Raw genomic sequence first — 22997 nt, 5'->3', positions numbered from 1 at the left:
GTAAGCGTTTGATAATGGGTATATTAATTTTTCTTCTATAATAATTTTAAAAAAACATCTTATTTTTTTGAACATTGCGGATATCTAGCTTAACAAAAAATTAAAACATGTCATAATTATGATATTTTTTTACTCTTTCTTATTTTTTATGTAATCGTTTTTTTTTTACAATAAATTATCATATAGAATAGTAAACAGATAAGGAGTTTTTATGAAGCCATTGACATTCACTAATGACAATGGAGACTTTACCATTTGTCAACCAGAAAGCATTAGCTCTCTCTATTTTCCTCTTGCATCAGAGGCTGGATTGAAAAGTGCAATCTCTCCTAACTTAGGTGGAGATGCAAAAATCAATCAAGAGCATTTCTTATTAGAACCTGTAAGTGTAGATAATCTTCATAATAATCGTTCAACTAGAAATTTTTGGGTTAAAACTACTGATGGGAAATTTGCTTCTATAACTGGAACTTCCGCTTCTCAAGAAGCTCAAAAATTCAGTGAAACTCAAGAAAAAAGTCGCATTCACGCAGGATTTATGTGGCATCAATTAGAACGGGAACTGTCTGATCTCAATCTTAAAGCTACAACAACTTCTTTTGTCCCAACTAATGAGACCTTCGAGTTTATGTTGGTTTCCATTACAAATACTGCTACCACTCCACAAGAGTTAACTGCTACAGCAGCAATTCCTATTTTTGGTCGTAGCGCGGATAATTTACGTGATCATCGAAATGTGACATCCATGCTCCATCGTATACGGACAGACAAAGCAGGTATTTATGTAACACCTACGATGTCATTTGATGAAAGAGGACACCGCCTAAACCATCAAACCTACTACGTTATGGGATTTGATGACGTCGGAAATACTCCTAAAACATTTTTCCCTACCGTTGAAAGTTTTATCGGAGAAGGAGGAAGCTTTACTCACCCTCGTTCGTTATTTGAAAATGAAACAGGAGTTACTGCAGGTTACACTTGCGACGGCCGCGAAGCTATGGGAGCATTTCGTTTTGAAACATTTAACGTCGCTCCTAACGAAACCAAAAACTTTATCTTGCTTCTCGGCATCAGTGATGGTGAACAGACTATTGATCGAATCAAAAACACTTACAATTCATTAGAAATTGTGCAGACTGCATTAAAGGAAACAAAAACTTATTGGCAAGACAAAGTTTCGGTAAATTTCAAAACCGCTGATACAGATTTTAACCGATTTATGAAGTGGGTTTGTTTCCAACCTTATCTACGCCGTATCTTTGGCTGTTCTTTCCTTCCACACCATGATTATGGACGTGGTGGTCGCGGTTGGCGTGACCTTTGGCAAGACTGCCTATCCCTGTTACTCATGGAACCAAAAGATGTTGGTGAGATGATTGTTAACAATTTCAAAGGGGTTCGACTTGATGGAACAAATGCTACTATTATCGGGGAGAAACAAGGAGAATTTTTAGCTGATCGAAATGGTATTAGCCGTGTCTGGATGGATCATGCTTTGTGGCCCTTGATGACAACTAAGCTTTATATCGATCAAACTGGCGATATCTCTATCTTAAACAAGCAAGTTTCTTACTTTAAAGATCCTCACATCAAACGAGGAACTGCCTTTGACAGTCTATGGAATGATGAGTATGGCAATCAGCAACGCACTACAACAGATGATATCTATACTGGAAGTATCCTAGAACATCTCTTAATTCAACACCTAACAGGTTTTTATGAAGTTGGTCAACATAATATCTATCGTCTCCGAGGTGCTGACTGGAACGACGCTTTAGATATGGCAAATGAAAATGGAGAAAGTGTCGCATTTACTGCTGCTTATTCTGGAAATTTGATGGAATTAGCTTCCCTAATCAGATTACTAGAAAATAAAACCGGTATTGAATCTGTAGAAATTCTTGAAGAAATTGGCCTTCTTTTAAAAAATGATACTGAAATTTACAATCAAATTGATCGTAAACATCAGATTTTAGAAGTTTACACTAAAAATTGTCAGCACAAGGTCAATGGCAATAAACTTAAAATGTCACTATCAGAGATTTCATTAAACCTCATCCAAAAAGCTAATTGGCTCCGCCATTCTTTACAAGAAAGGGAATGGATAGATTTCAATGATGAAGAAGGTTGGTACAACAGTTATTACGACAATAATGGCAAAGCCACTGATGGCTATTATAATGATAGACAACATATGATGCTGACAGGACAAGTCTTCAGTATCATGAATTATGTTGCTACGGAAAATCAGATCAAGAAAATCACCACCAGTGCTGACCGATACCTTTATCGTAAAGAAATTGGTGGCTATCGTCTCAATACAGATTTTAAAGAAATCAAAACTGATTTAGGTCGCATGTTCGGTTTCGCTTATGGTGAAAAAGAAAACGGGGCAGTATTCTCCCATATGACAGTTATGTATGCCAACGCTCTCTACCGACGTGGTTTTGTCAAAGAAGGATGGAAAGCCTTAAAATCATTAGCTGATACAAGTTTAAACTTTGAAACGAGTCGCATCTACCCAGGCATCCCTGAGTACTTCCGTGCTGACGGACACGGAGTTTATCACTACCTAACTGGTGCAGCGAGTTGGTACATGTTGACTATGGTTACTGAAGTTTTCGGTGTCCAAGGTAAAACTGGAGATTTAATCCTCTATCCTAAACTATTGGCCGAACAGTTCGATGAAAATGGAAAAGCTTCCATCGTCGCTCAATTTGCAGGAAAAACTCTAGAAATAACCTATGATAATCCTAATCGTAAGGAATTTGGTCAATATGTTATTACTTCAGCTGTCTGTGACGAAGAACAACTTCCTATTACTGACGACACCTTCGCTTTCATCACTAAAGAAAAATTACAATCATTAGATGAATCAAATCATCACATCACAATAACATTACAGTAAGGAAATACTCTCATGAAATATGGTTATTTTGACGATATCAATCGCGAATATATTATTGATAAACCCGATACACCTACACCTTGGGTCAATTATCTAGGATCTCCTGAATACGGAGCAATCATTTCTAACAATGCAGGAGGATACAGTTTTGCTAAGTCTGGTGCCAATGGACGTATCCTACGCTATGTTTTTAACAACTTCGACCAACCTGGTCGCTACATTTATCTTCGTGATAATGATAGCAAAGATTTTTGGTCAGCTTCTTGGCAACCTGTTGGCAAAGACTTAACGGACTATATCAGTAAGTGCCATCACGGTCTTGGTTATACCAAAATGGTCGCTGATTATGCTGGCATCCATTCTGAAACAACTTATTATGTTCCAAAAAATAAAAGTTATGAAGTTTGGGCAATTGAAGTTACCAATAATTCCAATCAAATTCGTAACCTAACCTTGACTGGCTATGCCGAGTTTACTAACCACAGCAACTACGAACAAGACCAGGTCAACCTCCAATACTCGCTCTTCATTTCAAGAACACAATTTCAAGATAACCGTATCATCCAACAAATTCATGGTAACCTCAATACATTAGAAGAAGATGAACAAGTTGATGAAAAAAATGTTACTGAGCGCTTTTTTGGCTTAGCAGGTAACCCTATTACTTCTTATTGTGGCGATAAAAAAGCTTTCTTAGGTCGCTACAATGGCTATGATGAGCCAGTCGGTGTCACTTCAGGAAATCTTGGAAATACAAACAACTATAACGAAAATGCTTGCGGATCCCTAGCTAGTCAGGTGACACTGGCACCAAACGAGAGCAAAACATTAGTATTTGTCCTTGGGGAAAAATCTTCTCGCGAGGCGCAAGCTATCATCCAAAGTTACGAGAATGCCAAAGAATCTGTCACTTTTGAAATTGAAGAACTTCGCTCTGAATGGAATAACCGCTTAGAAGGTTTACAAGTTAAGACACCTAGTCCTGTCTTTGACACCATGATCAATACTTGGAATGCCTACAACTGCTATATGACTTTTATTTGGTCACGCGCAGCATCTTTGATTTATTGTGGTCTACGTAACGGTTACGGTTACCGTGATACTGTCCAAGATATTCAAGGAATCATTCATCTAGCTCCTGAAATGGCAGCTGATAAAATTCGTTTTATGCTCTCAGCACAAGTTGACAACGGCGGGGGACTCCCATTAGTAAAATTCACCCACAATCCTGGACATGAAGACACACCAGACGATGCTTCCTATGTGCAAGAAACCGGACATCCTGCCTATCGTGCTGATGATGCTCTCTGGCTCTTCCCAACAGTCTACAAATACATCACTGAATCGGGCAACATCTCTTTCTTAGATGAGATTATTCCTTATGCTAATAAGGGGGAAGCCACTGTTTATGAGCATTTAAAAGCTGCAATTCAATTTTCAATGGATAACCTTGGCCCTCATGGAATGCCTGCCGGTCTCCACGCAGATTGGAATGACTGTTTACGCTTAGGTGCACAAGGAGAATCATCATTTGTCGCTCTACAATATTACTATGCACTACGCATCCTAACTCTTTTTGCAAAACAAAAAAATGATACAACTTACCTAGCGTTTCTTGAAGCAGAACAAGAAGCCATGGGACAAAAAATCCAAGAACTTTGTTGGGATGAAGATCGCTTCGTCCGCGGTTATACCGAAGCCGGAGAGCGTATTGGTGAACGCCAAGCTCCAGAAGCAAACATGTGGCTCAATCCACAAAGTTGGGCAGTCATTAGCGGCTTAGCAAGCGAAGAGCAAGCGGAACTCGCTATGGATAATGTCTTTAATCGTCTCAACACCAACTACGGTGCTATTCTAATGGATCCACCTTATCATAAGCATGCCTTTGAGGGTGCTCTAGCTGTCATTTATAATCAAGGTAACAAAGAAAATGCCGGTGTCTTCTCTCAATCTCAAGGCTGGTTAATCCTAGCCGAGGCCCTACGAGGTAAAGGAGAACGTGCCTTCACCTACTTTATGGAAAATGCTCCCGCAGCACAAAATGATCAAGCTGATATTCGCCAATTAGAACCGTACTGCTATGGTCAATTTACAGAAGGCCCAGCCAGCCCAAATCATGGCAAATCTCACGTACATTGGTTAACAGGAACAGCTTCAACTATTATGGTAGGATGTGTAGAGGGAATCTTAGGACTCCGACCTGATTTAGGTGGATTAAAACTAGCACCAGCTATTCCAAAAGATTGGGAGCAATTCACTATTGAAAAAACGTTCCGCGGTAAAACACTTCATATCTCAGTGGAAAATCCAAATCATAAAGAATCTGGTTTTACTAAACTAATACTCAATGGACAAGAGCTAAATGAAGCTTATTTACCAGAAGAGCTTCTTCAAGCAGATAACACTATCACACTCGTACTTTAATCACATAATGAGGAGTTAACATGACAATTTATCTAGAATTTCCAAAAGGTTTTCTATGGGGTGGCGCAACTGCAGCCAACCAATGCGAAGGTGCTTATAACGTTGATGGACGTGGTCTAGCTAACGTTGATGTCGTACCAATCGGTGAAGATCGTTTTTCAATTATCACCGGTCAGAAAAAAATGTATCAATTTGAAGAAGGATACCTTTATCCAGCTAAAGAAGCTATTGATTTCTATCACCGCTACAAAGAAGATATCGCCCTATTTGCAGAAATGGGCTTCAAAACATTTCGTATGTCAATTGGTTGGTCACGTATCTTCCCTAAAGGTGACGAACTAGAACCAAATGAAGCAGGGCTCCAATTCTATGAAAATGTCTTTAAAGAATGCCACAAATATGGTATCGAACCCTTAGTAACCATTACTCACTTCGACTGCCCAATGCATTTGATTGAACACTACGGTGGCTGGCGTAATCGTAAGCTTATTGAATTCTACGAGCGCTTAGTAACCGTACTTTTCACTCGCTATAAAGGTCTAGTGAAATATTGGCTGACCTTTAATGAAATTAACATGATTCTTCACGCACCTTTTATGGGAGCTGGAATTTATATTGAAGAACACGAAGATGCAAATCAAATCAAGTATCAATCAGCTCACCATGAATTAGTTGCATCAGCCTTGGCAACAAAAATTGCCCACGAAATTGCCCCTGAAAACAAAGTTGGTTGTATGCTTGCTGCTGGGCAATTTTACCCTAACACTTGCAATCCAAAAGATGTTTGGGCAAGCCTTCAAGAAGATCGCGAAAATTACTTCTTTATTGATGTTCAAGCTCGTGGAGAGTATCCTAACTATGCTAAGAAGAAATTTGAAAAATTAGGTCTTAATATTGAAATGACAGAAGAAGACTTAATCTTATTGAAAGAACACACTGTCGATTTTGTTTCTTTCTCTTACTACTCAAGTCGTGTTGTTTCTACAGATCCAGAAAATGTCGAACAAACAGAAGGCAACGTTTTTGCCTCTGTCAAAAATCCATACCTCAAAGCTTCTGAATGGGGATGGCAAATTGATCCATTAGGACTTCGTATCACTTTAAATGCCATTTGGGATCGTTACCAAAAACCAATGTTTATCGTCGAAAATGGTCTTGGTGCTATTGACACCCCTGATGAAAACGGTTATATTGTAGATGATTACCGAATTGATTACTTGAGAGATCATATCATTGCGATGAATCAAGCTATCAATGAAGATGGTGTTGAATTGATAGGCTATACAACTTGGGGATGTATTGACCTTGTCGCTGCAAGTACTGGGGAAATGTCAAAACGTTACGGCTTCATCTATGTAGATCGTAATAACGATGGTACTGGTACTTTCAAACGAACTAAGAAAAAATCCTTTGACTGGTATAAAAAAGTCATTGCTACAAATGGAACTGATGTAAACTAATATTGAAAGGAAAAACCGACTAAAGAATCCTATCACAATCATGTTTAATTGTTAATCACTGACCTTGTGACTGCTCTTTATTTATCGGAGATGGTAACTCACTCATGAAATATTATTTAGCCATTGATGTTGGCGGAACAAATATCAAATATGCTCTTATGCAGGAAGATGGCAAGCTGATATCTTCCGATAAATTACCGACTCCTGAACATTCTTTAGAAGAGTTTTTGACAAGTATTTATAGCATCATTGACCAGTATCACGAACGCATCACTGGTGTTGCTTTTAGCGTGCCAGGTAAGGTAGATACTGAAACAGGGACCATCTATTTCGGAGGAGCTTTAACCTATCTTGACCAGCTCTGCTTGAAACAAGTTATTAAAGATAAATACAATCTTCCAGCTAGTGTCCAAAATGATGCCAAAGCAGCCGCTCTAGCAGAACTATGGCTAGGAAGTCTGCAAGGAGCTAAAGACGCTGCTGTTATCGTACTTGGTACAGGTGTCGGTGGAGGCATTATTTTAGATGGTAAGCTGCGCATGGGACCTCATTTTCAGGCTGGAGAACTCAGCCTTTCTGTTCTGGAAGCTAGTAAGCCAGAAGTTGAAAAAATGGTTGGCTTTATCGGATCAGCAGTTCTCATGATTTCAAAAATCAATGAAGCTGTAGGCAACGACGACCTAAAAAATGGTCAACTAGCTTTTGAAGCCTTGAAAAGTGGTCATGAGGAGGCTCAGACTATTTTCCAAAATTACTGTCGCCAGATTGCCTATCTCATCTTAAACCTCCAAGCTTTCTTCGACCTAACAACCTATGCTATCGGAGGGGGTATTAGCTCACAACCACTTTTGATTGAAGAAATCAATCAACAATTTAACACTGTCATTGAAGGTTCTCCACTCTTAAGTATGAATGTAGCTGATCTATCAATCATCCCAGCTCACTTTGGCAATGATGCAAATCTCTATGGAGCACTTTATCAACTATTAGAAAATCCTTAAGGCTAATACTCATCCAAAATCAAGAACCAATAAATGGATTGATTTTCCAGAGCTTCTTTCGCCACGGTGGTATTCTTACCAAGAGTTTACTCTTGATAAGAACGGACTTTTTGAGACCTAGGCTCAAAAAGTAGCAATAAAACTCCGTAAGAGGTTGCTTGCGTCCGCACCTTTTTAGAAAGAAGCAAAAACATAATTTTTGATTTTTGTTAAGTATAAGCGACAATTTAGTTGTCATTAAAAGACCTAAAACTCATAAAAGTCTAGGTCTTTTCTTTTTCTTAGATGTCACTATACTAGCGAGCCTCTTCATTTTCCCTACAACTAAATACTTGCCCTCAATCCTCTGATAAGTTACAATAGATAGGTATTACTCAGAAAGGTTATTCCTATTTTTATGAATTATCTATTGACATTTCTCATTTCAATGATTCCTCTCATTGAACTCCGAGGAGCTGTTCCGTTTGGTATTGCTTCTGGCATTCCCTTTTCTCAGGCGTTAGCGATTTCAGTTATCGGCAATATGCTCCCTGTCCCTATTATCTTCTTCTTTGCTCGTAAAGTCTTAGAATGGGGAACTGATAAACCTTACATTGGTAACTTTTTTACTTGGTGTCTTAAAAAAGGGCACAGCGGTGGCGAAAAACTGTCAAAAGTTGCTGGTAGTAAAGGTATCTTTTGGGCACTCCTACTCTTTGTAGGTATTCCACTTCCAGGAACTGGAGCGTGGACAGGAACCCTTGCAGCGTCTATCCTTGACTGGGATTTTAAGCGCAGCGTTTTTGCTGTCATGCTGGGCGTTATCTTGGCTGGTATCATCATGGGCAGCCTATCTCTTATCTTTGGACTAAACACTTTCAGCCATTAAGTTATTTTGGAACATAGCAGAGCAAAAAACATATCATCACTGACAATCCACATGGAAAGACAAAACTTTCCATGTTTTTTTGTTATAATACTCATCCAAAATCAAAATTAGCATTTTAGAACTACTAATATCATTGATAGACCACCGAACGAAGTGAGGTTAACATGTTTCTTTCGTTACAGTGGTATTCTTATCAAGAGTAAACTCTTGATAAGAACGGATTTTTTGAAACCTAGGCTCAAAAAATAGCAATGAAACTCCGTAGGAAGTTGCTTGCGTCCACACTTTTAAGAAAAAAAAGTAATTTTTGATTTTTGTTAAGTATAAAAAAGGCTGGATAAAAACTCAAATCTCAGCCTTGCTGTTGAAATTTGAACAAAATAAAATGGCTTAGAATCAACGTTTTTTGACGACATTACTCTAAGCCATTTACTATTTTTAAGGCTTTTTACCCAGCCTCAATCCAAGATATTATACTGAAACGGAACATCTCTGCTCCTATCATTTTATCTCTTATTTCCTCTTAACAGTTTTATAGCAGAATAAGCCAATCGCCATCATCACTGCGGTAATGTAAAACGGCGTAAGATAGCTTTCTAGAGAAAGGAACAAAACCATTTTAGTTAACAAAATAGGGGCCATGATGGCACCAACATTTCCAGCTGTAATCGCCATGCTGGTAACGAAATTGATTTGCTCTATTGGGTAGCTTTTAGCGATGGCGTCAAAGATAGCAGACATGCCACCGACAAAACTAAAACCAATCAGAACTGAACCTACATAGAAGAAAATCATATGATTGCTAACGGTAAAGAAGAGATTACCTACTAACATCATAGCAAGCATAAAATTCAAGGTCTGCTCTGCCATTTTTTTCGCTAAAAAACCGAAGGAGAGTCCCGCTAAAATCCCACTAAAGGCTAAAAGCGTCAAAATATAGCTTGAGATCAGCTCATCGTAGCCATAATGCGTCACCAATAAGGTTGGAATTTTGATGGTTGCGCCAATGTAAGCCACTCCAATGAAGAAGGTAATCAGCATCCACAGGATAACACGTCTATCAAAGATGACAAGTTTAGATAATTTTTGCTCTGTAAGCGGTACTTCTTCCACAAAATGACGGAAAAGGAGAAAAACGGGAATCACAAGAAAATAAACTAAATAAATATAGGATGTGCCCATTAGCATAGCGTAACCTACGATGAGGGTAGTCAGAGTCTTTCCGACATTCATCGTAGCTGTCCGTAGCCCTATGAGGCTAGCTCGCTGACTCCCTTGGAAATAATCACTAATCATGGTAATAGATAAAGGATTATAAAGCCCTATTCCTACACCTAGAAGCAAACGACCAAGTAAAACAAGCTTAAACTCACTCGCTAAAAATGACACAATACCTGATAACAGGATAAGAAATAAACCTATCTCAACTGTTTTCTTTTTACCAATTCTTGTTACAATAACATTTCCCAAAACAACGGTTACCATAATCATCATAGCAGGGATGGTCACCAAAGTTTCCACAGACGCCAAGCTAACTCCAGCACCCTTAACCTGATAAAAAGCATAGATCTTGGGAATTGCTGGCGCTATGGCCAAATGGGACATGATAAAGAGTGAAACAGATAACAAGGAAATTTTTAACCAAACCTTTTCTTTCATAACACCACTAGCTGCTACCTGTGCTCTAGTAGCATGTAACTTATTTCAAGTGAGCACAACTTGATAACACTCATCAGTCACAATGAAAAAAGCAGGTTTCCCTGCTTTTTCATTTGTAAACTCTAATTAAATTAGTTTCCAAGAGCTGCTGCCATTGTAGCTGCAACTTCTGCTTCAAAGTCGTTTGAAGCTTTTTCGATACCTTCACCAACTTCAAAACGTGCAAATGCAACTGCTTTAGCATTTACACTGTCAAGGTAAGCTTCAACTGTTTTGCTATCATCCATGATGTAAACTTGAGCAAGAAGTGTGTAAGCTTGGTCAACTTGAGTGTTGTCAAGCATGAAGCGGTCCATTTTACCTGGGATGATTTTGTCCCAGATTTTTTCTGGCTTACCTTCAGCAGCAAGTTCAGCTTTGATTGCTTCTTCTGCAGCAGCAATCACTTCGTCAGTCAATTGAGCTTTTGAACCATATTGCAAGAATGGAAGTGCTGGTTTGTTAACCATAGCACGTGATTCGTTGTCTTGCTCGATTTTGTGGTTCAATTGTGCCAACTCATCTTTAACGAATTGCTCGTCAAGTTCTGTGTATGACAATACAGTTGGTTTCATTGCAGCGATGTGCATTGATACTTGTTTAGCAAGTGCTTCGTCGCCACCTTCAATAACTGAGATAACTCCGATACGTCCACCGTTGTGTTGGTAAGCACCGAATGCTTGATCGTCAGTTTTTTCAAGAAGAGCGAAACGACGGAATGAGATTTTTTCACCGATTGTTGCAGTTGCATTGATGTAAGCTGCTTCAAGTGTTTCACCAGTTGCTGTTGTCAAAGCAAGTGCTTCTTCGTTGTTAGCTGGTTTACCTTCTGCGATAACTTTAGCTGTTTCGTTTACCAATTCAACGAATTGAGCATTTTTCGCAACGAAGTCAGTTTCAGCGTTAACTTCGATAACTGCTGCAACGTTACCGTTAACGTAAACACCAGTCAAACCTTCAGCGGCAACACGGTCAGCTTTTTTAGCTGCTTTTGCCATACCTTTTTCACGGAGCAACTCAATTGCTTTTTCGATGTCACCGTCAGTTTCTACAAGTGCTTTTTTAGCGTCCATAACGCCGGCACCTGATTTTTCACGCAATTCTTTAACGAGTTTTGCAGTAATTTCTGCCATGTTTTTTTCTCCTATAAAATTTATTTTTTGCAATTTGCTTTTAAGTGGTCCGACACGCTAGCAAACCTGCGCTTTCACGGCTAAATCTAGATCTTAAGGTCTCCAGATTTGCCTGCAAGGTTAACCAAGCTAACTTTACTTTAACCACAGAGTAGCAATTGCTCGACCTGCTAACGATTCTATAATTTAGGCGTCGTCAGCTCTTGGGCGACAAAGTTGCCCTTAACATGTTTAATAAAACAGAGGGCAGAGCAGGAACGCTCTGCCCTCTTGGGTTGGTTCAAGTTTTACAATTCAGCATATTGGCTAAATTGTTCATGGACGAGAGTCCTTTGTTACTTATTTACCTTCTACAACTTCTACCAATTCTTCGATTGATTCAGTTGATGCTACTTCTTCTTCGAATGATACTTCTGCATCTTCACCTTGACGACCTTCGATAATAGCGTCAGCCATTTTCGCAGTGATCAATTTAACAGCGCGGATAGCGTCATCGTTAGCTGGGATGATAACATCGATATCATCTGGATCAGCGTTAGTATCAACCATCGCTACAACAGGGATACCAAGTTTTTTAGCTTCTTTAACAGCGATTTGCTCTTTATGTGGGTCAACAACATACATTACGTCTGGGATACGTGGCATATCTTCGATACCGCCCAAGAATTTTTCAAGACGTGCGCGTTGTTTGTTAAGAAGTGCAACTTCTTTCTTAGGAAGAACTTCGAAGACACCTTCTTCTTCCATACGTTTGATTTCTTTCAAACGAGCGATACGTTTTTGGATTGTCCCCCAGTTAGTAAGAGTTCCCCCCAACCAACGGTGGTTGATGAAGTATTGACCTGAACGGGCAGCTTCTTCAGCAACTGCTTCAGCAGCTTGCTTTTTAGTACCTACGAAAAGAACAACTGCATCGTTTGCTGCTGCGTCACGAATGAAATCGTAAGCTTGATCAGCTAATTTTACAGTTTGTTGCAAGTCAATAACGTGGATTCCGTTACGCTCTGTGAAGATGTATTTAGCCATCTTAGGGTTCCAGCGACGAGTTTGGTGACCAAAGTGAACACCAGCTTCGAGCAATTGTTTCATTGAAATTACTGCCATGAGTAGTTTCTCCTTTATAATGTTTTTGCCTCTCTCAGACTTCGACTTGCAGCCCAACCTTGCGGCAACAAGACCACAATTGGTCTAAGATGAGTATTTGTTGTTAGACAACCATTATATTCTATCAAAAGTATCTTTAAAAAGCAAGCCAAGACACGCTAATTTCTCCGGCAATTTAGCGTCATTTCTCTCGACTTTTCTAGTTTAAAATTGTCTTTTTCGTCAAACTTCGTTAAGATAATCTTATGACAACTTTTAAAACTCGTTTTTTCTACCTCATAACTCTCGTCGCGATTATTTTCTTGGGGCTGCTCAGCCGTAAAATCAGCACTATTCCTCTTTGGATTGGCGACTCTCTCTGGGCTGTAGCAGTCTATCTTGGCTTTCGACTTTTTTTCACAAAAATAAAGCCAGAGGCTACTGCCCTTATATCCCTTGGAGTATCTTTTATTGTGGAATTTTCACAACTTGTGAACTGGGCTCCGCTAGATACTATTCGTACCACTACTCTAGGTCATCTTTTTCTAGGACAAGGATTTCTAATTAGTGACCTTATCGCCTATATTTTGGGTGTTTTTCTGATCTTTTCACTTGATAAGATGGCTCATCGAAAAGGAATTAAGGATTTTTAACCGATTTTACCTCTTGACGGGAAAGCGATTTTAAGGTAGAATATTCTTTGTTATGGCGGTATAGCCAAGTGGTAAGGCACGGCTCTGCAAAAGCTTGATCGTCGGTTCAAATCCGTCTACCGCCTTTCAGCACCTGAATTAACAGGAATTAACCGAATGAAAAGCCTGATTTTACAGGCTTTTTTAATTTTCTGTTGGGTTAAATTGGGTTAATTTCTGAAATAATTTGGGGCGAATTTGGGACAAGAGTAAACCACTTTCTTAATATCTTCATTTTTCTATTGCAATCTAGAGTGATTCTGCTACAATAGTCTAAAATCTTTTTGGAGGTTGCTATGAAAACATTAGCCAAAGGTCATCACATTCGTATTGTCAGTCCGTCATCTTCTATCGAACGTCTTGGTGGATTTGAGGCTAACTTAGCTGCCAAAGAAAAACTTGAAGAATTAGGATTTAGACTATCATTTTCGGAAAATTATTTCGAAAACGACATCTTCTTTTCATCGTCAATTGAAAGTCGCGTCTCTGATTTGGAAGCTACTTTTTCAGATCCGACAGTGGATGCTATTATGACAACTATTGGTGGATTCAACTGTAACGAGTTACTACCGTATCTTAACTACGATGTAATTGCTCAGAATCCTAAAATTTTCTGTGGTTATTCTGACACAACGGCCCTGCTCAATGGTATCTACGCTAAAACTGGTATGCAGACCTATATGGGGCCAAGCTACTCAAGTTTCAAAATGCAACAGGGCCAGGAGTATCAAAGTAAGATGTGGCTAAACGCTGTTACTCAGTCACAATACGCTCTAACACCAAGTACCGAATGGTCTAGCGATGCTTGGTACGACCCAAGTTTACCGCGCAGCTTTTTCCCAACCGAATGGAAGGTTTATAATCATGGCAAAGCTTCTGGAACAGCTATCGGTGGCAACATTTCAACACTGAACCTTCTGACAGGAACAGAGTATGCTCCAAAACCTGATAAATACGTTCTCTTTCTAGAAGAAGCTGAAGATGATAATTATGTGATTATTCTCCGTCATCTCACAGCCATCTTACAGGCTTATCCAAATCCTCAGGCAGTCCTCTTTGGCCGTTTCCCTAAAGAAACTGAGATGACACAGGAGATTTTAATGGCCATTTTTGACAAACACCCTATCTTGAAACAGGTACCTGTTATGTATGACCTAGACTTTGCCCACACTCAACCACTTTTTACCATCACTATTGGTGGAGAGGTTAGTATTAATACTCAAAAACAATCAATCGAGTTTAAAACTCATTGACATAAGAAAAGGTTAGCTTAGTTCAGCAATAAACATCAGCTAACCTTTTTTCTTTATTGATTTTTTAAGCGCTCTACATCACGCGCAATCACTAATTCTTCGTCAGTAGGAATCACAAGAACTTTCACTTTTGAATCTGGCGTTGAAATATCGCCTGAGATACCACGAGATTCGTTCTTCTCTGGATCAATATGCATACCAAACCAAGACAATCCTTCAATAACATCTTGACGCATTAGGGGACCATTCTCTCCCATCCCAGCTGTAAAGACAATGGCATCCGCACCGTTCAACACAGCTAGGTATTGACCGATGAATTTCTTGATACGATCAACAAAAACATTGTAAGCTAGTACTGCATCTTTATCCTTACGCTGAAGGCCATCTTCAATATCACGCATATCACTTGAAAATCCTGATACCCCTAGAAGTCCTGATTGTTTATTGAGCATATTCACTACTGCTGCTGCATCTTTAAGCTCTGGGTCATGCTCAACCAAGTAAGGGATAATGGCAGGGTCAATATCTCCAGAACGTGTTCCCATCATTGGTCCCGCAAGCGGTGTGAAGCCCATCGAAGTATCAATAGAATGACCATGATAGTTAGCTGTGATTGACACACCATTACCGATATGAGCTGTAATGAGTTTTAATTCTTCTAATGGTCGTCCAAGATATTTTGCAGCTTCTTGTGCCACATAATAGTGACTGGTTCCATGTGCACCATACTTACGCACTTTGTAGTCCGTATAATATTTTTGTGGAATCGGATAAAGATAGGTATGGGGCTGCATCGTTGTATGGAAAGCTGTGTCAAAGACTGCTACAGAAATAATATCTGGTAAAACTTCCTTAAACGCACGAATACCTGCTGCATTAGCTGGATTGTGAAGCGGTGCGAGTGCTGATAATGCTTCTATTTTCAAAAGAGCGTCTTCATCAATAAGAACAGATTCTTTGAAGTCTTCACCACCCGCTACAACACGGTGACCAACACCTGTAATTTCATCGTAACTTGCAATAATTTCAAAACGAATAAGGTCATCAAGTAAGATTTTAACTGCTTGAATATGGTCTGCAATATCTAAGATTTGCGTTTCTTTTTTACCATCAAATTTTACAGTCACAATCGAATCTTTGAGCCCAATGCGTTCGACGATACCGGCAGCTAACACTTCCTCTTCTGGCATTTTATAGAGTTGCCATTTTAGGCTTGAACTCCCAGCATTAATTGCAATTGTTTTTGACATCAAATCACCTCTCCGTAAACGTTTTCTTTTATTTTCATTATAGCAAAAACGCCCAGTCCTGACAACTGAGCTTTTTGCTAATTTTAATACTTACTTTGTTTTAAGGCGTTCTACGTCACGCGCAATCACAAGTTCTTCATCGGTTGGAATAACCAAAACTTTGACTTTAGAATCAGCTGTTGAAATCTCACCGACTGCTCCAAAGACATTCTTTTCTGGATCAAGTTCCATACCAAACCATGTCAATCCTTCAACAACTGCTTGACGAACTGGAGCAGAGTTTTCACCAACACCAGCTGTAAAGACAAGTGCATCTGCACCATTTAAGACACCAAAGTATTGAGCGATATATTTTTTCAAACGGTCAATGTACATTTCAAAAGCAAGCGTTGCATCTTCATCGCCAGATTCATACCCTGCAATGATATCACGCATATCACTTGATTTTCCAGAAATACCAAGTAATCCAGATTCTTTGTTTAAAGCATTAACAACAGCTGCTGCATCTGCCAATTCAGGACGTTCAGCCACCAAGTAAGGAATCAAGGCCGGGTCAATATCACCTGAACGTGTTCCCATCATAGGACCTGCAAGTGGTGTGAAGCCCATTGAGGTGTCTACAGACTTACCACCATCCACAGCAGTAATTGAGACACCATTTCCGATGTGAGCTGTAATCACTTTCAACTCTTCAACAGGTTTACCAAGGTAGTTAGCTGCTTCTTGTGACACATAGAAATGACTTGTTCCATGTGCACCGTATTTACGAACTTGATTTTCAGTATAGTAGACTTTTGGCACTGAGTAACGATAAGCTTTTGCTGGCATCGTTGTATGGAAAGCCGTGTCAAAAACAGCAACATTAAGCACTTCTGGCAAGACTTCTTCAAAAGCACGAATCGCTGCAACATGAGCTGGGTTGTGAAGAGGAGCAAGAGCACTCAGTGCTTCAATCTCTAAGATTTCTTTTTCACCAATGATTGTTGATTCTTTAAAAATCTCACCACCAGCAACAACACGGTGACCAACACCAGTGATTTCATCGTAGTTAGCAATAATTTCAAAGCGGATAAGATCATCTAAAAGGATTTTCACGGCTTGATGATGATCGTGAATATCAAGTGTTTCACTTTCTTTTTTACCAGCAAATTTAACTGTTGAAACAGAATCCTTTAATCCAATACGTTCAATTAGTCCTGATGCCAAGACTTCCTCTTCTGGCATTTCATAAAGTTGCCATTTTAGGCTTGAACTTCCCGCATTGATTGCAATTGTTTTTGACATGTTTTACCTCATTTACCTCTTTACTAGATTTGCTTTTATTCTATCACATTCTTGTTCAAATTTCACATAGTCACTCCGACCATTTTTTGAATTTTGTCATAAACTCTACTATAACATCTTGATTTTGTAAATCTGTTATAGGATAGACGAAGGCTTCTCTTGTTTGACTGCTCTGCTTTTGCAAAATAAAGATAGCTTTAGACTTATCTTTTCGTCCAAAGAGAGTCTCAGGTAATGTGATGACAGCAAGGACACTGGCATATCCGCTCAGCCATTTTTTCAAAAGAGGAGATTGAGGACTTGTCAGAAGGTCAGTTGGGGCTAAAAACAATGCTAAGCCATCAGCTTTTAGATACTTAAGCGACTGTTCCATCAGAAGGTGGTGGGCGTAGGTATGTTCCGCCGTGGCAGCTACTGTATAGCGGCGCGCAATCTCATCATTGGGATAATAGCCAACAGGAAGGTCACTGATGATGACATCGCTCTCTTTTAGGATTTGGGGGCGAACAGCATCTTCTTGAACAAAACTGACGCTAGACCCCATGACATCTGCAATTGAGGCAGAAAGGTCAATCAGCAAATCATCCAGTTCAATCCCCATATAATCTAGTTGTTTACGGCTATTAGTCACTAACGTATGAGCAAGGTTACCTGTTCCCGAACCAATCTCAATGACATCAAGTTGTTCCTTATCTGTCAGGGTCTCCATTAAAAAGAGTAGGATAAAACCGATGCTGTCTGGCGTAAATTGATGATTTGCCTGCAAACTTTCTGTCTGCCCAGCCTTGATAAAGATAAATTGGAAGGCACGGCGCCATTCTTCCTGTGTGAGGTCAAGTGCTTTTAACGTCTCATTATTTTTAGCAACCATTTCAGTTGCCCCTTCAGCACCAAGATAAAAACTATTTTGCTCAATTAAAGCGTCATAGATATTAGTTTTAAGGTCGTTTTCAATCAGTTGGATATTTTCCAAAATCAGCTCATAGGCTGTTTCAATCTTTTCAAAATTCATGGTTCTATGATATCAAAAAAGCCAGAGATTGACAAAATCTCCCGCTTATTATTGGTATCTAGTGAAGGTTCACTTCTTTTTTGAACAACCTTCGTTTTATGTCTCTTTCTTTTCCCTACTTGAATAACTTAATAGGATTTTCTTTAGTAGAGGACAGGTGAGTAACAACAACTTTTTTATTAGTCTCATCAACAAAATATAAGATGATATAATCTTTTCTCAATATCAAACCTCTGGTCAAAAAGCGAGAATCAAACTTCCTCCCATAGCGTTCATCCGCATTGAAACCTCCTTCTGGACAACTTCCAAAATAGAGATGCTTTCCACTATTTCAATCAATTTCTTTTCTGCAGAAGCTTGCGAAAAATGTTCAGCTATGTAATCTTGGATATCAAAAAGTTTTTGTTCAACTTTTGGAGTAAGTATAATCTCATATACCAAATTTCGACCTCACTTCTGCCAAAGATTTACATTCTCCACGCTCATAGGAAACAATGCCATCTTTTATCTCTGTTTATAACTGGTAAAAAATCGCCACCTTTTCAATCTCTTCTTCGGTAGGTAAATTCACTTTTCCTGTAAGGGCAACTTGTTGCAAAAATACTCTAATAGCACCTGTAACACTGTAGTCATTTTCTGCCAAAATACTGCTTGCTATTGCTAAAGTATCCGAATCCATCTCGAAAGTTATATTTTTATCTGACATTTTAATTTCTCCCGTACACGTTTGATATCAGTGTATTCTTATTTTTTTAATTGTCAAACATGCCTTTACTCAGAATTATTCATAGCTGATAAAGGGTCACTTTTCTCTTGAATAGTTTCATCTATTGATATATCAACTTGTTTTTTTGTCTCTATGTCTGATACTATCACTTTATCTTCTTTAGAAACTTCTGATTTCTTTTCTTCAGCTTTTATAAAATCATAGCGATACACATGACCATCTGATAAGATAACTGAAACCTCTAGCTTATCTCCCTTGCGCTTCCAGGTACTACGTCCTTGATTAAAGGTTAATGCACCGCTTTTCTCATCAGCCTCATCCACGGTCAATTGAGCGATTAGGTAGGCTTTGGCTGCCGATAGTTGAACATGATTCTGGCGTTCTGCTGCCTGCACTCGGCCAAGATAAAACTGCAAAAGTAGAGCAAAGATAGCAGACATCAACAGGGCGTAGAGGAGCACTCCTGCCTTAACTTTCTTTTTCAAAAGCATAGATAAAACTCCTTTCTAACTCTCCCTCAAAGGTTAAATTGATCGTTATTAGATTACCATTTTGGGAAATAGCTGAGCTCTTCAATCCAAAAATCATAGGTTGATAGCCTCTCCCATTAGCATTTGTCTTTCGAAAGTCACCCTTTTTTGATTGACCAAAGGCTAAACGCTGACCTCTCTGAGACAGGTAGAGCTTATTGTTGTCAAGCTTTATCACTTTTGCACCTTCAAATTCAGCTTGTAATTGTTGGCAAAAAAGAAGCCATTCTTCCTGACGCTTATCCGATAAGTAATGAACTTGACTGGATAATACCTGCGTCAAGCCTTGATAAACTTGCACAGACCCAATAATAACTAATAAAGAAACTAAACATTCTAATAGCGTAAAGGCAGGTAACTTAATTTTTCTCAAGATAAATAACCTCTTTTCCATTTTCTGTTACCAAAAGCCCCGCCTTTGTTCTGACTACATCAACCGATACACCATTTAGGGTTAAATGAGACTGTTTAGTTTGCACCGCCATTGTCGCTACCATTAAAACCTCTTGCTCATGAAGTCTCTTAATGAGGTGCTCATGATTGCGATTAATCTGATTGAGAACCAAAGCTACAATGGTGACAAGAACCCCTAATGCTATTAAGCTTTCCAGCAAAATATAAGCCTTAACGTGTCGTTTTTTGATATTTACCACTCCCTAGATACAACTGATAGGTGATTGTTTTATCAGCAGTTGCAAAATTAATCTTAGTCAAACTATGGTTGCCACCTTTTACATCAAATACAATTGTTTTTTCTTCTAAAAGGCTGACGCTTTGAGGTAGAGAGAGCTTGGTTATCCCATTACTAATCTCTTGTGAGGTTAGTGTCAACTGTAAGTCACTCTTTTGTGCCACAGCTAACTGTTGGCTATCACAGTAGAGATTTTCAAAAGAGAGGAAAAACAACTTCTCTTCTACATCTTGAAAAATGCCTTGAACCGATCCCGAAAGAGTTATGACTAGAAAACTGATGATTAAAAGGCTAATAAGGCTTTCTAATAAGGTAAATGCTTCAAGAGTTTTTCTTAGCATTGTAGGCCTTCAATTGATCTTGTGTAATGTAACCTTTCTCTGCCAACGTTTCAGCACTAGCAGCCTGATCGTGCTCCAACTTGTACATTTCCATTTGGCTTTCAACTACTTTAACCACAGCAGCATTCCCTTTTGATTGAATGACATCCTTTTGTTTGGTTAAATTTGGTACAAATAAGAGCATCAAAACACTGATGATTAAAAGGACCACTAACATTTCTGCCAGAGTAAAAGCTTGTACGGTTGCGTGTTTAAGATTTTGAAATCGTTTTTTCATTAAAAATATCCTCCCATATTTTCATACATTGGTAATAGCATGGCCGCATAAATCATAACGATCATCAGTGCGACAAAAATAAAGATTATTGGTTGAATGATTTGTGTACTCTTAGTCAACTTGTAAAAGAAGGTTGTCCAAGTCTCCTCAGCAAAAATATCTAGCTCGCTTCCCAGCTTGGATTTAACCTCACCATATTCGATGATGAGAGAGAGTTCCCGTAAGAAAAAGGGATAATCAAGCACTTTTTGATGAAAATCACGTCCTGATAAGAGAGCTTCTTCCATATCTTTTCCAATTTCTTGAAATAGCAGAGACTTCTGTTCTTGCATGAGTTGGGTAATCTGTGCCAACTCCACTCCTTGTCCGATAAGATTTCCCCATTCTCTAGCATAATAGGCCGTTAGATAAAGCTGCACCGCTTTTCCCAAAAAAGGAAACCGTGACAGGAAGCTCCAAACTTTTAGGCGACTCTGTCTTTTCGCTATGAAAAGAGTCACGAAAATAAAAATCAGAACCGCCAAAAATGTTCCTAGAAATATAACAGGGAAATTGCTAATGAGGGTCGTTGCCCAGTTGCCATTTTCCAGTTGAGGTAGAAGGTAGTTTTTTAATCCTAGCATAATCAGAACGAGAAAACTAAGTAAAATCACTGGATAAGTCGCTACCTCAATCAATTTTTTCTTAACCTGGGTGAGATTGGCAAGGTAGCTATCAATTTTTTGCAAACTTGTTAGGGTGTTACCGTGGATTTCTGCCAAGGAAAGCTGGGTCACCACTTCATCTGAGAAACCTAGCTCTACCAACATATCTGCCATACCACGGCCATTCAGCAAACTTTGCCGCATCTGTTTGATTTGTTTGGTCGGTAGCAGTTGACTCCGCTCTAAAAAACTAACCATTTCAGTTAAGTTAAAACCTGCGCTCATCAGATTAGCGAAGAGCTGAATAACCTTACGCTGGTCTTTCAGCCGTAATCTTTTCGATTTTTCCTTCTTCAAAAGTGAGATGTCCGTCTGCAACCAGCTGATCCATTTGGTCATTCCACTGGTCTGGCTTGTGGTTTTGGAAATGGTCTTGGGCATAGTCAATAATCCCTCCTTTCCCGATGAGACGTTGATAAGCAATCCCTCGTAAACTGTTGTGAAGTTCTTCTGGTGATACCCCTAATTCTAATAATCTAGCATATACTCCTGGAATACTTTTAGCGTGAATGGTTGAAAAGACAACGGTTCCTGTTAGACTAGCCCTGATAACCGCACGCGCCGTTTCACTATCACGAATTTCACCAATAATCAGAACATCTGGTCGATGGCGGAGCGACAGCTTTATCAAAGCATCATAAGTCATGCCAATACTATCATTGAGTTGTAACTGAAGCATGGAGGGGTCTTTAATTTCTACAGGGTCTTCAATGGAAATGACCTGCTGGCCTGAAAAACGTTCAGCGACCAACTGATGCATCAAGGTAGTTTTGCCACTTCCAACGGGGCCCGAAAAAAGGTAAAGCCCTCGACCAGATAATTTTTCCTTAAGCTTATTAAGCCCATCAAACCAGTATTTGAGCTCAATCCGTCCGCTAAAAAGAATACGAATGACCAAGCTTTCTTGACCACGATAGTCACCCACACTTGATAACCTTAGACTAACTTTCTCCTCACTATTGAGTTCATAATCACAGGAACCAAGCTGACTACGCCGCTTTTCACCGACATTCATACCAGATACAAACTTAAAATGACTGATAAGACTCGCCATCTTGTCTCTGTCATACTCTCCCATAAAGCGTCTCTCATCACCAATTCGCATATAAAGTTCATAATCAATTTCCCTAGGTAACAGATAAATATCCTGCACATCTAACTCTACCGCCTTTTGGATAATTTCCTTTGCAAGTTCTTGTACCATAACGCCTCCTTACCTAACTATTCGTAAGGACGCAAAAAAATCTTGCCGCAAGGACAAGATTTTTTGTGTTTTAATTAATATTCTCCCACTTCCAATCCCTGACTTCTGGGATGTCATCTCCGTTTTCTCGGATGTAAGCGGTATGGTAAGCAACCTTCTCGTCCATTTCTTGGGCAAAGGCTGACGCCCTATCTCCTAGTACAGCTTGGGCCGCATCTTTGGCAATATGGAAGCGATCCATCTCTGACATCACTCGCATATCAAATGGCGTTGTGATATCGCCATTTTCACGGTAACCATGGATATAAACCTTATGGTTGGCACGGTCAAAGAAGAGGTCACGAATCATCCCTTCATAGCCATGGAAACCAAAGATAACTGGCTTATCCGTTGTGAAGAGTTTGTTAAACACTTCATCTGACAAACCTCGTGGATCCACTTTTGGTGAACGGAG

23 protein-coding genes and 1 tRNA gene are annotated in these 22997 nt (G+C 39.3%); 8 read left to right on the top strand and 16 right to left on the bottom strand.

Annotated elements, in window-relative coordinates:
- Positions 1–211 precede the first annotated feature (211 nt).
- The 5 genes from ACFPQ3_RS00750 (at position 212) to ACFPQ3_RS00730 (ending at position 8664) form a co-directional block, all read left to right on the top strand.
- Positions 212–2911, top strand: coding sequence for a GH36-type glycosyl hydrolase domain-containing protein (locus tag ACFPQ3_RS00750; RefSeq protein WP_156806816.1), 2700 nt, complete (start codon positions 212–214; stop codon positions 2909–2911).
- Between the two features lie 12 nt (positions 2912–2923).
- Complete coding sequence (locus tag ACFPQ3_RS00745; protein ID WP_156806814.1) at positions 2924–5335, top strand: glycoside hydrolase family 94 protein; 2412 nt, start codon at positions 2924–2926, stop codon at positions 5333–5335.
- A gap of 20 nt (positions 5336–5355) precedes the next feature.
- The gene (locus ACFPQ3_RS00740; RefSeq protein WP_156806812.1) at positions 5356–6795 is read left to right on the top strand and encodes a 6-phospho-beta-glucosidase; all 1440 of its coding nucleotides are present in this window, start codon (positions 5356–5358) and stop codon (positions 6793–6795) included.
- A gap of 104 nt (positions 6796–6899) precedes the next feature.
- Complete coding sequence (locus ACFPQ3_RS00735; protein ID WP_156806810.1) at positions 6900–7796, top strand: ROK family protein; 897 nt, start codon at positions 6900–6902, stop codon at positions 7794–7796.
- A gap of 397 nt (positions 7797–8193) precedes the next feature.
- Positions 8194–8664: a COG2426 family protein gene (locus ACFPQ3_RS00730; protein WP_156806808.1), complete on the top strand. Its 471-nt coding sequence runs from the start codon at positions 8194–8196 to the stop codon at positions 8662–8664.
- Between the two features lie 513 nt (positions 8665–9177).
- Here ACFPQ3_RS00730 and ACFPQ3_RS00725 read toward each other — a convergent pair.
- From ACFPQ3_RS00725 to rpsB, 3 genes are all read right to left on the bottom strand, one after another.
- Positions 9178–10323, bottom strand: a complete 1146-nt coding sequence (locus tag ACFPQ3_RS00725; RefSeq protein ID WP_156806807.1) for an MFS transporter — start codon at positions 10321–10323, stop codon at positions 9178–9180.
- Positions 10324–10454: 131 nt separating this feature from the next.
- Entirely contained in the window at positions 10455–11495 is a 1041-nt protein-coding gene (gene tsf, locus ACFPQ3_RS00720; protein ID WP_156806805.1) for a translation elongation factor Ts, read from the bottom strand.
- 339 nt (positions 11496–11834) lie between these two features.
- Positions 11835–12599 (bottom strand): 30S ribosomal protein S2, encoded by a 765-nt coding sequence (gene rpsB, locus ACFPQ3_RS00715; RefSeq protein ID WP_121835576.1) that lies wholly within the window; start codon positions 12597–12599, stop codon positions 11835–11837.
- 245 nt (positions 12600–12844) lie between these two features.
- Here rpsB and ACFPQ3_RS00710 point away from each other — a divergent pair, with 245 nt between their 5' ends.
- The 3 genes from ACFPQ3_RS00710 (at position 12845) to ACFPQ3_RS00700 (ending at position 14523) form a co-directional block, all read left to right on the top strand.
- Entirely contained in the window at positions 12845–13231 is a 387-nt protein-coding gene (locus ACFPQ3_RS00710; RefSeq protein ID WP_156806803.1) for a ribosomal maturation YjgA family protein, read from the top strand.
- A 54-nt stretch (positions 13232–13285) separates the two neighbouring features.
- Positions 13286–13356: transfer RNA gene (locus ACFPQ3_RS00705), tRNA-Cys, on the top strand.
- Between the two features lie 210 nt (positions 13357–13566).
- A complete protein-coding gene (locus ACFPQ3_RS00700; RefSeq protein WP_156806801.1) occupies positions 13567–14523 on the top strand; it encodes a S66 family peptidase in 957 nt (318 codons plus the stop codon).
- Between the two features lie 53 nt (positions 14524–14576).
- On the opposite strand, the gene ACFPQ3_RS00695 is transcribed toward ACFPQ3_RS00700, so the two are convergent.
- The 13 genes from ACFPQ3_RS00695 to ACFPQ3_RS00635 all read right to left on the bottom strand — a co-directional run.
- A complete protein-coding gene (locus ACFPQ3_RS00695; protein WP_156806800.1) occupies positions 14577–15773 on the bottom strand; it encodes an acetate kinase in 1197 nt (398 codons plus the stop codon).
- 90 nt (positions 15774–15863) lie between these two features.
- Positions 15864–17057 (bottom strand): acetate kinase, encoded by a 1194-nt coding sequence (locus tag ACFPQ3_RS00690; protein ID WP_156806799.1) that lies wholly within the window; start codon positions 17055–17057, stop codon positions 15864–15866.
- 70 nt (positions 17058–17127) lie between these two features.
- A complete protein-coding gene (locus tag ACFPQ3_RS00685; protein ID WP_156806798.1) occupies positions 17128–18069 on the bottom strand; it encodes a class I SAM-dependent methyltransferase in 942 nt (313 codons plus the stop codon).
- Between the two features lie 237 nt (positions 18070–18306).
- Positions 18307–18510, bottom strand: coding sequence for a type II toxin-antitoxin system RelE/ParE family toxin (locus tag ACFPQ3_RS00680; RefSeq protein WP_156806796.1), 204 nt, complete (start codon positions 18508–18510; stop codon positions 18307–18309).
- A 73-nt stretch (positions 18511–18583) separates the two neighbouring features.
- Positions 18584–18775 carry a hypothetical protein gene (locus tag ACFPQ3_RS00675; RefSeq protein WP_156806794.1) on the bottom strand — a complete coding sequence of 64 codons (192 nt, stop codon included), beginning with the start codon at positions 18773–18775 and terminating at the stop codon, positions 18584–18586.
- A 65-nt stretch (positions 18776–18840) separates the two neighbouring features.
- Positions 18841–19287, bottom strand: coding sequence for a competence type IV pilus minor pilin ComGG (gene comGG, locus ACFPQ3_RS00670; RefSeq protein ID WP_198039927.1), 447 nt, complete (start codon positions 19285–19287; stop codon positions 18841–18843).
- Positions 19265–19720, bottom strand: a complete 456-nt coding sequence (gene comGF / locus ACFPQ3_RS00665) for a competence type IV pilus minor pilin ComGF (protein ID WP_156806792.1) — start codon at positions 19718–19720, stop codon at positions 19265–19267. Before comGF ends, comGG begins: the two co-directional genes overlap by 23 nt.
- Positions 19686–19979 carry a competence type IV pilus minor pilin ComGE gene (gene comGE, locus ACFPQ3_RS00660; protein WP_156806790.1) on the bottom strand — a complete coding sequence of 98 codons (294 nt, stop codon included), beginning with the start codon at positions 19977–19979 and terminating at the stop codon, positions 19686–19688. The genes comGF and comGE overlap by 35 nt, the downstream gene beginning before the upstream one ends.
- Positions 19951–20358: a competence type IV pilus minor pilin ComGD gene (gene comGD, locus ACFPQ3_RS00655; RefSeq protein ID WP_156806788.1), complete on the bottom strand. Its 408-nt coding sequence runs from the start codon at positions 20356–20358 to the stop codon at positions 19951–19953. The genes comGE and comGD overlap by 29 nt, the downstream gene beginning before the upstream one ends.
- Positions 20339–20635 (bottom strand): competence type IV pilus major pilin ComGC, encoded by a 297-nt coding sequence (gene comGC, locus ACFPQ3_RS00650; protein WP_156806786.1) that lies wholly within the window; start codon positions 20633–20635, stop codon positions 20339–20341. The genes comGD and comGC overlap by 20 nt, the downstream gene beginning before the upstream one ends.
- Complete coding sequence (gene comGB, locus ACFPQ3_RS00645; RefSeq protein WP_156806840.1) at positions 20635–21678, bottom strand: competence type IV pilus assembly protein ComGB; 1044 nt, start codon at positions 21676–21678, stop codon at positions 20635–20637. Before comGB ends, comGC begins: the two co-directional genes overlap by 1 nt.
- On the bottom strand, positions 21590–22543 hold the full coding sequence (gene comGA, locus ACFPQ3_RS00640) for a competence type IV pilus ATPase ComGA (protein ID WP_156806784.1): 954 nt from the start codon (positions 22541–22543) through the stop codon (positions 21590–21592). Before comGA ends, comGB begins: the two co-directional genes overlap by 89 nt.
- Before the next feature lie 70 nt (positions 22544–22613).
- Positions 22614–22997 (bottom strand): phosphoketolase family protein (locus ACFPQ3_RS00635; RefSeq protein WP_465269487.1); only part of this gene is annotated, 384 nt, incomplete at its 5' end.

This window comes from Streptococcus caledonicus, from assembly GCF_042656225.1.
In the GTDB taxonomy this organism is placed as follows: Bacteria; Bacillota; Bacilli; order Lactobacillales; family Streptococcaceae; genus Streptococcus; species Streptococcus caledonicus.
The sequence above is the reverse complement of the archived record's forward strand: the minus strand, read 5'-3'. Positions and strand labels throughout refer to the sequence as shown.